Origin of the sequence: Kitasatospora arboriphila, assembly GCF_039528095.1 — a bacterium.
Lineage (GTDB): Bacteria > Actinomycetota > Actinomycetes > Streptomycetales > Streptomycetaceae > Kitasatospora > Kitasatospora arboriphila.
Window position 1 is genome coordinate 16,948 of the sequence record NZ_BAAALD010000017.1, and the last position, 14,671, is coordinate 31,618.

At 73.1% G+C, this 14,671-nt stretch carries 11 protein-coding genes and 1 pseudogene; 2 read left to right on the plus strand and 10 right to left on the minus strand.

The features are described from left to right. Nucleotides 1-62 precede the first annotated feature (62 nt). The 5 genes from ABD353_RS11830 to ABD353_RS11850 all read right to left on the minus strand — a co-directional run bounded on the left by ABD353_RS11830 (nt 63) and on the right by ABD353_RS11850 (nt 5,172). Nucleotides 63-236, minus strand: coding sequence for a VOC family protein (locus tag ABD353_RS11830; protein ID WP_425555139.1), 174 nt, complete (start codon nt 234-236; stop codon nt 63-65). A 202-nt stretch (nt 237-438) separates the two neighbouring features. After that, nucleotides 439-2,229, minus strand: coding sequence for a serine/threonine protein kinase (locus ABD353_RS11835; protein WP_344623486.1), 1,791 nt, complete (start codon nt 2,227-2,229; stop codon nt 439-441). A 297-nt stretch (nt 2,230-2,526) separates the two neighbouring features. After that, nucleotides 2,527-2,985 (minus strand): hypothetical protein, encoded by a 459-nt coding sequence (locus tag ABD353_RS11840; RefSeq protein ID WP_344623487.1) that lies wholly within the window; start codon nt 2,983-2,985, stop codon nt 2,527-2,529. A 427-nt stretch (nt 2,986-3,412) separates the two neighbouring features. Continuing rightward, on the minus strand, nt 3,413-4,699 hold the full coding sequence (locus ABD353_RS11845) for a hypothetical protein (protein WP_344623488.1): 1,287 nt from the start codon (nt 4,697-4,699) through the stop codon (nt 3,413-3,415). A 179-nt stretch (nt 4,700-4,878) separates the two neighbouring features. After that, on the minus strand, nt 4,879-5,172 hold the full coding sequence (locus tag ABD353_RS11850; protein ID WP_344623489.1) for a hypothetical protein: 294 nt from the start codon (nt 5,170-5,172) through the stop codon (nt 4,879-4,881). A gap of 785 nt (nt 5,173-5,957) precedes the next feature. Here ABD353_RS11850 and ABD353_RS11855 point away from each other — a divergent pair. Beyond that, nucleotides 5,958-6,740 (plus strand): NADP-dependent oxidoreductase, encoded by a 783-nt coding sequence (locus ABD353_RS11855; protein ID WP_344623550.1) that lies wholly within the window; start codon nt 5,958-5,960, stop codon nt 6,738-6,740. 183 nt (nt 6,741-6,923) lie between these two features. Here ABD353_RS11855 and ABD353_RS11860 read toward each other — a convergent pair. Further along, nucleotides 6,924-7,547, minus strand: a pseudogene (locus ABD353_RS11860) (enoyl-CoA hydratase/isomerase family protein); the annotation flags it as partial. On the opposite strand from ABD353_RS11860, the gene ABD353_RS11865 reads away from it, so the two are divergent. After that, a complete protein-coding gene (locus ABD353_RS11865; RefSeq protein ID WP_344623490.1) occupies nt 7,546-7,902 on the plus strand; it encodes a hypothetical protein in 357 nt (118 codons plus the stop codon). The pseudogene ABD353_RS11860 and the gene ABD353_RS11865 overlap by 2 nt on opposite strands. A gap of 694 nt (nt 7,903-8,596) precedes the next feature. On the opposite strand, the gene ABD353_RS11870 is transcribed toward ABD353_RS11865, so the two are convergent. From ABD353_RS11870 to ABD353_RS11885, 4 genes are read right to left on the minus strand one after another with little or no spacing between them, the layout of a single operon-like run. Next, entirely contained in the window at nt 8,597-11,623 is a 3,027-nt protein-coding gene (locus ABD353_RS11870) for an alpha-mannosidase (protein ID WP_344623491.1), read from the minus strand. Between the two features lie 39 nt (nt 11,624-11,662). Continuing rightward, complete coding sequence (locus ABD353_RS11875; protein WP_344623492.1) at nt 11,663-12,916, minus strand: glycoside hydrolase 5 family protein; 1,254 nt, start codon at nt 12,914-12,916, stop codon at nt 11,663-11,665. Between the two features lie 29 nt (nt 12,917-12,945). Then, complete coding sequence (locus tag ABD353_RS11880) at nt 12,946-13,788, minus strand: carbohydrate ABC transporter permease (RefSeq protein ID WP_344623493.1); 843 nt, start codon at nt 13,786-13,788, stop codon at nt 12,946-12,948. 3 nt (nt 13,789-13,791) lie between these two features. Then, nucleotides 13,792-14,664, minus strand: coding sequence for a carbohydrate ABC transporter permease (locus ABD353_RS11885; protein WP_344623494.1), 873 nt, complete (start codon nt 14,662-14,664; stop codon nt 13,792-13,794). Nucleotides 14,665-14,671: the final 7 nt, after the last annotated feature.

The window sequence follows — 14,671 nt, forward strand, 5'->3', positions numbered from 1 at the left end:
GCAAACGGGCGGCCGCTCGGGTCCGCGCGCCGTCGCAGGTCACGGACGTCGGCCGGTCCTCGTCAGCGGCCCGGCAGGCGTGTCCTGATCTCCTGGAGCAACCAGCCGTTGCCGTCCGGGTCGCCGAACGACGCGAAGGAACCGTAGTCCGCGTGCTCGGGTACCGGTCCGTCAGCACGTCCCCGCGTCCCGGCGCGGTGGAAGACGCCCGTGACGTCGTGGAGCACCTCGCTCACGTCCACCCCGCGCCGGACGAGAAGACGTCCCCCCACCCATGAGAACCGCCCCCCGGCGGCACCCGCAAGCCAGGGGTCCGAAGCCGGGCACCGGTTCCGTGGCCCCCGCTGACCACCACCGGCACCCCCGGCGGGCGCCTGGGGCAGCAGCACCGGCCGCCACCCGGGCAGCGACGCCCCGGCCCGGCGAACGGCACGTTGCTCAGCCCGACGGAGGGATGAACCACTGCTGCGCCCGGTTGCCCGGCGTGCAGGTCTGCATGGTGGCGGCGCTGCCCGCGCCGTTGTCGGTCAGGCAGGTGGAGCTGCTGTAGTCCTTGAGGTAGACGGCGCCCTGGGTGGGGGCACTGCTCACCGTCCAGCGGTACGTGACGCTGAAGCCCGAGGAGAGTTCGACGTTGCTGCCGCTCTGGACGAGTCCCGGCTTGCTCATGTTGCAGGGGTAGAGGCTGTACCAGCCGCCGGGGTCGGGGGCCGAACGGATCCAGCCGTAGGACGTGTTGCGGCCCACCACCGCGCTCGTCCCGCCGGCCAGGCCCGGGGCGGCGAGCCCCAGCCGCTGGCCGCTGCCGACCCCGGTGATGTGGCCCCAGCCGGTGCCGCCGCAGCCCTGGGGCGGCCCGGTCTGCGCCGGGGTGGCCGCGGGTGCCGTGGTGGCCGGGGTCCTGGCCGGCGGCGGGACGGCTCCCCCGGTGCTGGTGGCACCCCCGCCCGTACCGGTGCCCGCGCCGGCACCGCCCGCGGCACCACCACCCGCGGCACCGTCCGCGCCGACGCCGCCCTGGTCCGGCGCCGGATTGCCCGGCTGCCGGCCCGGCGCGGTCTGCGTGCCGGTGGCGCTGCCCGACGGCGACGCCGCGCCGGTACCGCCCGGGCCGCCTGCCCCCGCCGACGCGGCGCCCGGGCTGAACGGCGCCGCCGCCGTGGGCTGCGGCCCGGCCCCCTGTGTGCGGGACTGCCACGGGGCCTGCTCGATCAGAACCACACTGCCGACCCCGGCCGAGATCACCACCGGGATGACGATCGGGACGATCAGTCGGCTGCGCCGCCGCTGCGGGGGCTCGGCGGCGGCGGGGCGGGGAGCGCCGGCCTGCGGCGCATCCCGCGGGAGGGGCTCGGGCACGGTGGCGAACACGGTGGGTTCGCGGACCGCCTGCCCGGCACCCGGCCGGGCCGCCGCCGCGCGGGCGGCGCCCGCCATCGCGCCGGCGTCGGGGAAGCGCTGCGCCGGATCCTTGGCGAGAGCGGTGGCGACGAAGTCGCGCACGGCCTGCGGGAACTCCTCGGACAGTCGGGGCGGAGGCTGCTGGATGTGCTTGAGCATGATCTCCAGCACCGTCTCTCCGGTGAACGGCACTCGGCCGGTGAGCAGTTCGAAGCAGACCACCCCGATCGAGTACAGGTCGCAGAGGGGGGTGGTGGGCTTGCCGTCGGCCTGCTCGGGAGCGATGTAGAGGGCGGTGCCGAGCACCGAGTTGGTGGTGGTGATCTTCGTCCCGGCCATCGCATGGGCGATGCCGAAGTCGATCACCGTCACGCCGCCGTCGCTGCGCACCATCAGATTGGACGGCTTCAGGTCGCGGTGCACGATGTCCTGCTGGTGCGCGGCGTGCAGCGCGTCCAGCGCGTCGGCCAGGATGCCGAGCGCCCGAGCGGGCACCATGGGGCCTTCGTCGGCCAGGACGGAGTTCAGCGGCCTCCCGTCGATGAACTCCATGACGATGTAGGCGATCTGCTCGTCCGAGCCGTCGGCCGGCTCGGCGTAGTCGTGCACGTGGACGATGCCCGGGTGCCGGAGAGTGGCGAGGATTCGCGCCTCGCGCCTGAACCGCTCGGTGAAGCTGCGGTCCGCCAGCAGCCCCGGCTGCATGATCTTGGCGGCGACCTGCCGCTTCAGCACTCCGTCGTCGGCGCGCCAGACCTCGCCCATCCCGCCGACCCCGACCCGGTCGGTGAGCGTGTAGCGCCCACCGAGCACGGTCCCCGACCCCACATGCCGATCCCCTCGTCCCCGACCTGTCACCGACAGACCGTCAAATGGCGCGCTCAGTGTGTCAGATGACTGATCATCCGTTGTCGGCCGGGAGCACCGCGGTTTCACGCCGCCCCGCCGCAGCTGCCGAACCGTGTGCGCCGTCCTGTGGCGCACGGGCCGCGGACGCACTGCCGGCGCGGTTGTGGCCGACGGCGGTGGGCCGGGGGCGCAGCCGGCGAGCGCAGGACCGGCCGCACAGGCCCCGACGGGATCTCGCAGGGCTGTGCGGCCGGTCCTGGGAAGGTCCGGTCGCGGTCACGTGCCTCCGTCGGCGTGGTGCCACGCCTCGATGGCCTTGCCGGTGTTGGCGAAGGCCTTCGAGAGGTGGCGCTTGCCGACGGTGCCGACGACCACGCCGAGCACGCGTCCCTTGAAGTTCTTGCCCTCGCGGACCACGACGGCGTCCACCTCCGTCGTGCCGTCGGCCTTCGGCGTGAACGTGTACGTGTGGCCCGACTTGCCGCCCCACACGTTGGAGTCGGTGGTGGTCATGACGACGCGGCGGGGGTCGGACCAGTCGTAGTGCAACCGCTCCCAGATCCCCGCCGAGCCCTCGGTGACATCGGCCTCCTGGGGCCCCCGGGCGTGCACGTCGAGGTACTTGTCGTCACTGTTGCCGAAGAGTTCCGAGCGCCCGGGCCCGAAGTCGGTGAGTCCGGCGACGTACTCCTCGGGCGTGGCGGCGATCGTCTGATGCAGATGAATCGTGGACATGAGCGCTCCTTGCCGTGAGCAGACCCGCTCCGAGCGTCTCTCCGCGCCGTTCCGCCCGCAACAGTTCGGCACACGCGGGCGTCGGACGCCGCAGCGGCCGTCGGCGCCTCGCCGCCCGGCGGCCCGCGGGACGCCCCGCTCGGACGCGCCCGGGCGAGCAGTCACGCTCGGTGCACTCGGCCCGGCCGCGGGAAGGCCCTCACCGATCGCTGCAACGGCTCCGGGCCGCGGCCGTGCAGCGAGCCGCAGCAGCCGATGCGGCGGCGGGTCATGGACCCGGCACCGGACCCCGGCACCAGACCCGGCCCCGGCCCGGCGGTGCCGGAGCAACGCTGCCAGGACGGGGCCGGTCCGGTGCACGGTGCCGCCACCGCCCGCCGCCTGTGACAGCTCCGGCACCACGGGCCGGGCGCGCGGCTGACGTGCGCTACTCCGGGGACTCCTGGCAGTCCGCCCGCAGCACGAGCGGGGCCGTGTCCCGGGCGGTGACCGACCACACGTGTCGGGCCAGGAGCGCCTGCGCCTCGCCCGGCTCCACCCGGTGTGCGGACGGGCCCGCCCGGCCCGCCGGGAACGGACGGAGGGCGGCGAGGCCGCGCTCGATCGCAGCCGCCAGGTCGGCCTCGGCCGACTCCCGGTCCCGCTCCCCATCGGGACACCGGTCGCGCGCCGCCTCGCAGCACACCAGCAGCCTGGCCTCGACCACCGTGCCACCGTGGCCGGACAGCGGCAGCCACGGCTCGTCGAGGCGCAGCACCTCGGCCCGACCGGGGTACGTCCCGCCGGCGGCTCCGCGGGTAGCGGCGCGGACGCTGTCGGCGACCTGCTGGGCGAGTTCGCGCTCGTCGGTGCCGGCAGGTACCGGAGCGGTCAGCAGGAACACCCCCGCCCGGGCGAGGTACTGCCGGCGGTGCCGCAGGTCGGGGTCGGGGCAGGTCTCGTGGTAGCAGGAGCAGCCGGGGCAGTGGGGGCACGCCCACGCGATCGGGCATCCGCACTCCAGGCACAGCAGCCCGTCCCACGCCGCTGCCTCTCCGGCGGCGCGGTAGCGGCCGGCATCGGGCCGGAACGGGGCCTGCCGGTCCAGGGATTCCGGCCAGTGCGGCGTCGGCCACGTCGGCGGCGCGGCGTCGAGCGCGGCCGTCAACTGCTCGTCGGCCGCGGCGGGCCGGGCGGTGAACTCCACCCGATCGGCCTGCCCGGGGCGCCGTCCGCGCCGGGCGTCGGCGGCGAACGTGCCGATCGGCAGCGCGGCGGCGAACCGGCCGGGCAGTGCCGGGCCCGCGGCCGGATCGAGGGCGGCGCGAACGTCGTCCAGCACCGCCTCCCACTCCCCCGCGCGCTCCCACGGGCGGTGGGCCACGACGGTGGCCACCGCGTACGGCGGCTCGTCCGGCTCTCCGGCCGCGGGCAGGAGGTCGACCTCGGCAGCCGCGGGGTACGCCTCGCCACTGCTCATCCGCGTCAGCGAGGTCAGGGCCTCGGCGGCCGCCACGGCCCATGCCCGGCGCTCCGATTCCTGCGGTCCCACGGCCGTGGCGTTTCCGATCACCAGCACGGTCAGCCCCGCGACCAGCGGCTCGTCGGCGGACGGACCGTCAGCGGCTGCAGGGACCGCGGACCGCAGCAGTGCGGTGTAGCGGGTGGTGGAACCGGTCTGCTGCGCCTCACGGGCCCGACGGGCGGCATAGGAGCGGTTCTTCTTGGGCGACACGGTGCACTCGATCCTGGCGGGTCCGCCCACGCGCCGCCCGCCCGGTCCAAGGGCACGACAGAGATCCACGGGCGTCGGGGGAAGCCCCCGTGACTCCTTGGTCGGCGGCGCCCGGCGTCCCGGCGTGGGCGGGGATCGGGCAGCGACGATCGGCAGTGCGTGTCCAGCCGGGCAGCATGCTAGCGGACGTGGACCCGTGATGCCGGTCCGATGGGGCCGGCAGGTCGGATCTCTTCGGCCGGCTCCCACAGATGCACGGAGGTTCCGTCCTCGGAGACCGTGTACCAGGTGCCGTCCCCCGCTGCGCGGGCAGGCCCCGAGACGGGAACCGGATAGGAGATCTCGCCGCGCACGGTCATCTCCGGTACGTCGACCAGCCGGTGGCGCGCCGTGCCGTACCGGGCGTCGCACTCCGAGGTACCGGCAACCGGGGTGTCCTCGTCGACGAAGGCCGCGTCGAAGTCCCAGTACACCCTGTCCCCGCCCGTACTCCCGGGTGCGTCGGCACGGCGTCCCGGGCGTCCGACTCCCGTACGACCGAGCCGTTCTCCGCCCGGCGGAGGGAGGGCGGCCACTGCCCGACGTCCACGGTCAGGAGGCGTCGGCCGGACGGGCTCACCGCAAGGAGGACCTGCTCGATGCCGATGGGTTCGGCGGTCAGCTGCTGCCCGTCCCCACGCGCCGACAGCACGGGCGAGCCTTCCTCGCCCTCACCGATGCTCAGCCCCTTCCGTGCCGGATCCGGGTGCGGAGCGTGCTCGGAGCCGGAGGCCACGGTCATGGTGTTCACACGTCCCAGGACCCTGCCGTCCACGGCGTCCAGGACCGCCCACACCTCCTGGTCGTCCTCCGGGTCCGTGTCGCTGCCCGACGGACCGCGAACGTGGGCCCACACGAGGCTGCCGTCAGCGCCGACCGCAGCGGAGCCTCTGCCGACGCCGGATCCAGTGGCGCGGTGACGGTGGTGACGAGGTGGGCGGCGAGGGTCATGGTTCTTCTTCCGGTCACGGACGCGCGATGCGAGAGCCTGACGTCCCCACCCCATGTTCGAGGTCGTGGCGGCCCGAGCGGTGTTGACCATCCGGTGCTGCTGTTCGTGTCGAGGGATCTGCTATTGATCCGACGTGCGCAAAGTGATTCAACGTCGTTTGGGTGGTCCTGAGGTCCTTGAGGTCGTCGAGGTCGATGTTCCTGAGCCCGGGTCGACGGAGGTCCTCGTCGAGGTCAGGCGGCAGGGGTGAACCCCGTCGACTGGAAAGTGCGCGGCGGGGGTCTGGGGCACTTCCCTTTCTCGGTCGGTTGGGATGTGTCCGGGGTCGTGAGAGCGATCGGCGCGGGGGTGACCAGGTTCGAGGTCGGGGACGAGGTGTTCGGTATGCCCGGGTTCCCGTTCGAGGCGGGGGCCTACGCGGAGTTCGTGACGGGGCCGTCGCGCCAGTTCGCCCTCAAGCCTTCCGGGCTGAGTCATGTGCAGGCGGCGGGTCTGTCCTTGGCGGGTCTCACTGCGTGGCAGGCCCTGGTGAGTACGGCAGGGCTGGAGGCGGGCCGGCGTGTGCTGATTCCGGCCGGAGCCGGCGGTGTCGGCCATCTGGCGGTCCAGATCGCGAAGAGTCGGGGGGCGTACGTCATCGCGACGGCAAGCACGGCGAAGCACGACTTCGTCCGGGGCCTGGGCGCTGACGAGGTGATCGACTACCGAAGTGTGGACGTCGGTTCCCGTGTCGACGGTGCGGATGTCCTCCTGGCCACCGTCGCAGGCCAGCTGGAGAACCTGGCGGGAACGCTCACGCCCGGCGGCTGGGTCGTCGCCCTGAACGGTGCCGACGCAGAAGCGGTTCAACAGCTGTCGAAGACGGGTCTTCGCGCCGGCTTCATGCTGGTGGAGCCCGACCGGGCAGACCTGGAGACTCTGGCGGCCCTGGCACCGTCGGGCGGTCTCACTGTGCATGTCGACAAGGTCTTCCCGCTTGAGCAGGCAGCCGAAGCACACCGCTTCGGCGAGACCGGACGGTCCACCGGGAAGATCATTCTGGTTCCCTAGAGAGCCGGTCGGGTCTTCGACCGAAGGCACAAGGTGCTCCCAGCCGCGCGGGGCTGGAACGCTGCGGCCCATCGGCAGTGCCGGCTCAGCGGTGGAAGTCGGCCACGGCCGTGCCGAGGCCGCGTTCGAGCTCGCCGGGTGTCTGGAGGCGCGGCGTGCCAGGTGGTCGAGGCGCTCGCGGGTTTCGGGCCGGGCGATCAGGTCCTGGAACGTTGCGGCGTCGGAGCGCACGTTCGCCCGGTCCGGGAGCGTGAGGTCGTTGACGGCCCGCTTGGCGGCCTTGACTCCCTCGGGCGGGAAGCCGGCGATGCGCTCGGCCAGGCGCTCGACGAATTCGTCCAGTTCGGCGTCGGGCAGGGCGCGGTTGATCCAGCCGTAGCGTTCGGCGAGGTCGGCGGCGAAGTCCTCGGCGCCGACGACGGCTTCGATGGCCCGTGCCCGCCCGAGCCTCCTGGTCAGGTGCTGGAGGCCGCCGGCGCCGGGCAGGGCGCCCGTGCCGGTCTCGAACTGGCCGAAGACCGCGTTCTCGCGCGAGGCGAAGATCATGTCACAGGCCAGGGCGAGTCCGTCGCCGCCGCCGCGGGCCCTGCCGCGCACCTTGGCGATGGTGATCACCGGGACGCGCGCGAAGGCGTACAGGAACATGCCCAGCGAGGCGTCGACGGGGCCGACGGCCTTCGCGGTCTCGGCGGTGTACTGCGGGACCTCAGTGAGATCCACGCGCTTGCCCCCCTCGGAGGGCAGGAACATGGCCTGCCGGAATATCACTTCAGCACGATGCCGCAGGTCGGATACGGTGCAGGACATGCCCGACGCCCTTCCCGCCGATGTGGCCGAGGTCCTCGACCTCCTTCTCGGCGCCGACGATCCGGTCCACGTCGCACTCCGCCGGCAGATCCCGCACCTGAGCGTCTCCGGCCGCTGCACATGCGGCTGCGGCACCGCCTACTTCGACCTCGACGAGGCCGCGGTCCGGCCGGCGCCCACCGAGCCCGGCACGGGAGTGGCCGCCGAGGCGCTCATCCACACCGAGGACGGCAGCTGCCCCGGAGAAGTCCTCCTCTTCGCCACGTCCGGCCGCCTGTCGTGGCTGGAGGTCTGCTCCTGGGACAACGAGATCGACGTCACGCTGGACCTGGCCCGCCGATCGCTCCGCCGCTGACGTTCCCGGCCCGGACCCGAGCAGACCGACTTCCCTCGGGTTCTGAATCGGGAAACACCGCCTCGGCCGGTATGTCTGAGCGAGCGGCGGAGCGGGTCGGTCAGCGGTCAGCCGCAGTGGACGCCCCCGACGCTGCCGCCGCTGGCGTAGCTGCCGTTGTAGTCGACACGGCCCACGACGTTGATGCAGTGGTCGGCGGCCTGCAGCTTCACCGGCCCCGGCGTAGTACTTGTATTCCTTGGCGCCGACCCTGACGTCGTCGATGCTGCAGGTGCCGGTGGGCGGGGTCTGCTTGCACCGGATGGTCGTCATCGCCGTGTACTTGTCGACGCCGTACCCGCCGGCGGAAGTGGCGACGTTGACGGCGCAGTTGTCGCCGGTCGACGGGTCGTAGTACGGGTGGATGGTGCCGAACGTGGTCGAGCCGGCCTTCACCGGGGAGGTGTCGATTTCGCCGCCGGCGCAGCCGTAGGCGCCCGCGGAGGCGTCCGGCGCGCTCAGGGCGAGGCCGGCGGCGGCCAGGCCGAGGGCGGTTGCGCCCGAGGCGATCTTTCGAAGGATCATGGCTGTTTCCCCCATGGTCGACGCTGCGTCGGATCGGTTCCGCCGTCGGCCCGGGCATCCTGCAAACCGTCGATCCCGTGATCCGATCGCGCGGATGTCCCGGCCGCGGCCGGCGGAACGCCGGGCCCCGTCAGCCCGGTTCACCCCCGCTGCCCTCGACCGCGAACCGCAGGGTGACCAACTCGAAGGGTCGGAGCCGTAGTTCTGTCGCGCCCTCGCCCGTCGGGCGTTCCAGGAGGTCGCAGCGGTCCACCCGGGCGTACTCGAAGCCCGGCGCGACGCGGACGCGGGCCCGGCCGCCGCAGGACTCGTACAGCCGGACGACGACGTCGCCGCTGCGGTCGTCGGCGAGCTTCACGGCACTGACGACCACGGCGTCGTCGTCGAGCGTGATCAGCGGAGCGACCTCCGCGGCCCCGGGAACCCGCCGTTCCGGCAGGCCGATCCGGTAACCCTCACGGACCGCCGCGCCGACGTCCGCACCGGGGACGAGCGCGTGCCGGAAGCGGTGCAGCCCCTGGTCGGTGTGCGGGTCGGGGAAGCGCGGGGCGCGCAGCAGGGAGACCCGGACGGTGGTCGTGGTACCGCCGTCCTCCGGGCGTACCGTGCGGGTCACGTCGTGGCCGTAGGTGGAGGCGGTGACCAGGGCGACGCCCCAGCCGGGCTCCTCCAGGTGGACGAAACGGTGGTTGCAGGCCTCGAACTTGGCCGTCTCCCAGCTGGTGTTGGTGTGGGTCGGCCGGTACAGGTGGCCGAACTGGGTCTCGGCGGCGTACCGGTCGGTGCGCACGTCGAGCGGGAAGGCGGCCTTGAGGAACTTCTCGGTCTCGTGCCAGTCGACCTCGGTGTCGAGGTCGAGCCGCCCGGACCCGGCGGTGAGGGTGACGGTCTGGACGGCCCGGGAGGACCCGAAGGTACGGGTCGCCCGGACGGCGACGGCCTCGGGCCCGGAGGCGGAGACCTCCAGCGAGTCCAGGGCGGTCAGGTCGGTGACGGTGTTGCGGTAGAAGGAGTCGACGTCCCAGGCGTCCCACATGGTGGGGAAGTCCGGGTGGATCTGCAGCAGGTTGGCGGCCGCACCGGGGGCGAGGGCCTCCCGGCCGGAGGCGGAGTCCAGCACCGACACCACCAGCCCGCGCGCGTCGACGGCGACCTGCAGCAGACCGTTGTCCAGCAGGTGGCCGCCGTCCGGCCGGGCTTCGACCGTACAGCCGCCGGCGGCGGGGGGGGCGGGCCGGGCGCCGCCGGCCGGCACTCCCCCGCGTTCGTGCGGGGCGGCGTTGAAGACGACGGTGCCGTCCCCCTCGCCGGCCAGCGCCCGCTGCGCCCGGGCGGTGATCGCGGCCAGTTCCTCCGCCACTGCGGCGTACGTCCGTTCGGCCTCCCGGTGCACCCAGGCGATCGAGGAGCCGGGCAGGATGTCGTGGAACTGGTGCAGCAGCACGGTCTTCCAGATCCGGTCCAGTTCCTCGTACGGGTACGGGAGCCGGGCCCGTACCGCCGCGGTGGCGCACCACAGTTCGGCCTCGCGCAGCAGGTTCTCGCTCGCCCGGTTGCCCTGCTTGGTCCTGGCCTGGCTGGTGAGCGTGGCGCGGTGCAGTTCGAGGTAGAGCTCGCCCGTCCACACGGGCGGGTCGGGGTATTCGCGCTCCGCCTTCGCGAAGAACTCGGCGGGCCGCTCCCACCGCACCCGGGCCGATCCCTCCAGGTTCCGCAGGCGTGCCGCCTTGGCGACCATCTCGCGGGTGGTTCCGCCGCCGCCGTCGCCCCAGCCGGTCGGGGCGAGGGAGCACCGGGCCCGGCCCTTGTCCTTGAAGTTGCGGGCGGCGTGGGCGATCTCCTTGCCCTGCATGGAGCAGTTGTAGGTGTCGACGGGCGGGAAGTGGGTGAAGATCCGGGTGCCGTCGATGCCCTCCCAGAGGAAGGTGTGGTGCGGGAAGGTGTTGACCTGGCTCCACGAGATCTTCTGGGTCAGCAGCCGTGTGGACCCGGCCGCCTTGATGATCTGCGGCAGCCCGCCGGCGAAGCCGAAGGTGTCGGGCAGCCAGGCCTCCTCGTTCTCGATGCCGAACTCCTCCAGGAAGAAGCGCTTGCCGTGGACGAACTGACGGGCCATCGCCTCGGATCCGGGCATGTTGGTGTCGGACTCCACCCACATGCCGCCGGCCGGGACGAACCGCCCCTCCGCGACCGCCTTCTTGACCCGGGCGTAGACCTCGGGCCGGTGCTCCTTGATCCAGGCGTACTGCTGGGCCTGGGACATGGTGAAGACGAAGTCGGGCTCGTCCTCCAGCAGCGCGGTCATGTTGGCGGTGGTCCGGGCGACCTTGCGGACGGTCTCGCGCAGCGGCCACAGCCAGGCGGAGTCGATGTGGGCGTGGCCGACGGCGCTGATCAGGTGCGCGGACGGCTCGGCGGGCGAGGCGAGCACCGCCTCCAGCTCGCGCCGGGCGGCGGCCGCGGTGCCGTTGACGTCCTGCAGGTCGACCACGTCGAGCGCCCGTTCGACCGCGCGGAGGATCTCCCAGCGGCGGGCGCCCTCGACCGGGAGTTCCGCCATCAGTTCGCCGAGCACCTCCAGGTCGACGACCAGTTGCCACACCGTCTCGTCGAAGACCGCGAGGTCGATCCGCTCCAGCCGGTACTGCGGGCGGTCCCCGGCGGTCTCCTTGTCGCCGAGCCCGGTGGGCAGGAAGGGGTGGTAGTCGAGGATCACCGGGTTGGAGGCGGCCTCGACGTGCAGCAGCACCTCCTCCCCGCCCACCGCGGGCGCGACGATCCGCACCCACTGGTTGCGCGGGTTGAGGCCCTTCACCGGGGTGCCGTCGGGCCGGTAGACCAGGCCCTCGCACTGGAAGCCCGGCATGTTGGCGTCGAACCCGAGGTCGATCAGCGCCTCGACCGTCCGGCCCGCCCAGGCGTCGGGGACGGTGCCGGAGACGGTCAGCCAGCTCGTCCCCCAGGGCGCGCCCCACTGCGCACCGGCCGCGATCGGGGTGCGCGGCGCGGCCAGGCCCTCCGCGACGGGCACCGGCTCGTCGGGAGCCGTCCAGATCGACACCTCCAGCGGGACCGACTCGGGGTACACGGCCGGCCGGATGCGCTCCTCCAGGACGCGCTTGAGCCGGGACTCGACGAGGTTGCGGTCATCGTGCATGCGGGCTGCTCCCAGGGGTGGCGGACGGTTCGAGAGGGCCTAACGGAGCTGGTCGACGGTGACGAGTTCGGTGATGCCCCGGGCGGCGAGGTGGGCCGCGTCCGTGGCGCGTCCGGCGAGGACGGCGGCCGGCCGGGCGCCGGTGGCCGCCATCCGCATGAACGCCTCGAAGTAGGACCCGCCGGGCGCGCAGACCGAGCGGTCCGGGGCGTCGTCCGGCAGGTCGAGGACGAGTCCGGTGGTCCGCACCGGCGGCGGGGTCCACTCTGCGCGGACCTCCGCCGCCAGGGCGGCGACCGCCGCGCCCGCCGGCTTGGTCTCCCGCGCGTTGGTCAGCAGGCCGAGGCCGTACTCGAGTTCGGGGAAGTCGGCGAGGGCGCGGTCGACGTCGTGCGAGCACCACCAGGTGATGCCCCACAGGTCCGGGCAGTCCAGGGCGTTGGCGACGGTCGTCCGGGCGAACGCCGCGGCCCGCCCGGCCGGGATGTGCGGGGCGGGCGCGCCGACCTCCTGGAGCCAGACCGGGCGGTGCGGGTCGTCCGCCCAGGCCTTGGACAGTTCGATCAGGTAGGCGGCGTGCTGCCCGGTGGCGGCGGCCTCGGGGCCGTGCCGCTGTGCGGTGCCGTTGAACACCCAGGAGTGGACGGCGGTGGCCGTGCCGATCCGGGCGGCGTGCGCGGGGGTGAACGGGTGGCCGTCCCGGTACCAGGCGGCGTCGTACGCGGCGTGCAGGTGGAGGCGGCCGGGTGCGCCCTCCTCGCAGGCGGTGAGCATCCGGTGCAGCCACGCCTCGGCCTGGGCCGGGGTGATCCGGTCCGGGTCGGGGTGCGGGTGGCCGGAGAACTGGTCGATCTCGTTGCCGACGGTCATGCCGATGAAGTTGGGCCGGTCGGCGAGGGCGGCGGCGAGCGTGCGCAGGTAGGCGCGCTGGCCGTCGATCACCTCGGGGTCGGTGAAGAGGTTCCGGCGGTGCCAGGTGGTCGTCCAGGCGGGCAGGAAGTCGAAGCTGGACAGGTGCCCCTGGAGGCCGTCGACGGCCACGTCCAGGCCGCGTTCGGCGGCGGCGTCGGCGAGGGCGACCAGCTGCTCGACGGCCCGGGGGCGGATCAGCGTGCGGTTGGGCTGGAAGAGCGGCCACAGCGGGAAGACCCGCAGGTGGTCCAGGCCGAGTGCGGCGATCGAGTCCAGGTCGGCGCGCACCTCGTCCGGCTCGAAGTCCAGCCAGTGGTGGAACCAGCCCCGGCTGGGCGTGTAGTTGACGCCGAAGCGCGGGGGCCGGACGGTCTCGGTCATGCGGCGGCGGGTTCCTTCGTGAGTCGCGGTCATCCCTTGACGGCCCCTTCCTCGACGCCCCGGAAGAAGAACCGCTGCAACGAGGCGAAGACGACGACGATCGGCAGGAAGGCGATCATCGTGCCGGCGGCGATCAGCCGGGGGTTGGCGCTGAAGGTGCCGTTCAGGTACTGCAGGCCGACGGTGAGCGTGTACTTGCCCGGGTCGTTGAGGACGATCAGCGGCCACAGGAAGTCGTCCCAGGCGCCGATGAAGGTGAAGATGACGACCACGCTGAGCATGCCGCGCACGTTCGGCAGGCCGACGTGGACCAGCCGCTGCCACACGTTGGCGCCGTCGACCAGGGCGGCGGCGTCCAGGTCGGGCGGGACGGCCCGGAAGGCGGTGCGCATCAGCAGCACGTTCAGCATCGCGATCGCGCCGGGCAGGGCCACCCCGGCCAGGGTGTCGGTCAGGCCGAGGCTGCGCACCGTGACGTACTGGGAGACGATGGTGACCTCGCCCGGCAGGACGAGGGTGGCCAGGAACAGGCCGAGGACCAGGCGCGCGCCGCGGAAGCGCAGCCGGGCCAGCGCGAAGCCCGCCAGGGTCGCGCCGGCCGCGTTGCCGATCACCGCGATCGCCGCCACCACCAGGGAGTTGGCGGCGTACGTCCAGACCGGGACGGTGTCCGCGACCTCGGCGTAGTTGGCGAGGGTCGGCTCCTGCGGCAGGAAGCCGGGGGTGCGGGACCAGATGTCCTCGCCCGGCCCCTTGAGCGAGGTGGACAGCTGCCACAGGAACGGGCCGACGGTGAGCAGCAGGACGAGCGCCAGCAGCAGGTAGCGGGCGGCCTTCTCGGCCGGAGACGGGGTGCTGAATCCTCGGGCCATCGGTCAGGCCGCCTTCCTGCCGAGCCGGGCGAGCAGCAGCATCGGTCCGACGGTGATCGCGAACAGCAGCAGGCTGAGCGCCGAGGCGTAGCCGATGTGCCCGGTGAAGCCGCGGCTGTACAACTGGATGAGCATCACCACCGACATGTCGCGGCCGCCCGGGCCGCCGGTGCCGTGGGAGAGCACGTACAGCTCGGAGAAGACCCGCAGGGCGGAGACCGAGATGAGCACCGAGACCAGCAGCATGGTGGGGCGCACCCCGGGGAGGGTGACGTGCCAGAAGCGCCGGGCGGCCGACGCTCCGTCGACGGCGGCGGCCTCGTGGAGTTCGCGGCCGACGTTCCCGAGCGCCGACAGGTAGATCACCATGTAGTAGCCGAGCCCCTTCCACACCGTCAGGCCGATCGCGCTGAAGAGCAGCAGCCAGCGGTCGGTGAGGAAGGAGACCGGCCGCGCGGCCAGGCCGAGTTGGCCGAGCAGGCCGTTGAGCAGGCCGCGGTCGTCCAGCACCCATCCCCAGATCAGCGCGACCACCACGGCGGAGGCGATGACCGGGGTGTAGAAGGCGGTGCGGAAGAAGGTGATGCCGGGGAGCCTCCGCTCCACCAGCAGGGCGAGCAGCAGCGGCAGCAGGGTGAGCAGCGGGAGGCAGATCAGCAGGTAGACGATGCTGTTGATCAGCGCGTCCACCAACTGGTCGTCTTCCAGGGCGCGCTGGTAGTTGGCGAGGCCGGTGAAGCGGCCGCCGCCGAGCGGGCGGGCGTCGGTGAACGAGAGGATCACCGTGTTGACGGCCGGCCACAGGTTGAAGACGGCGAGCCAGAGCACGGCCGGGCCGGCCAGCAGCCAGGGGGTGAACCAGCGCCGGTGGGTCATCGGGGTG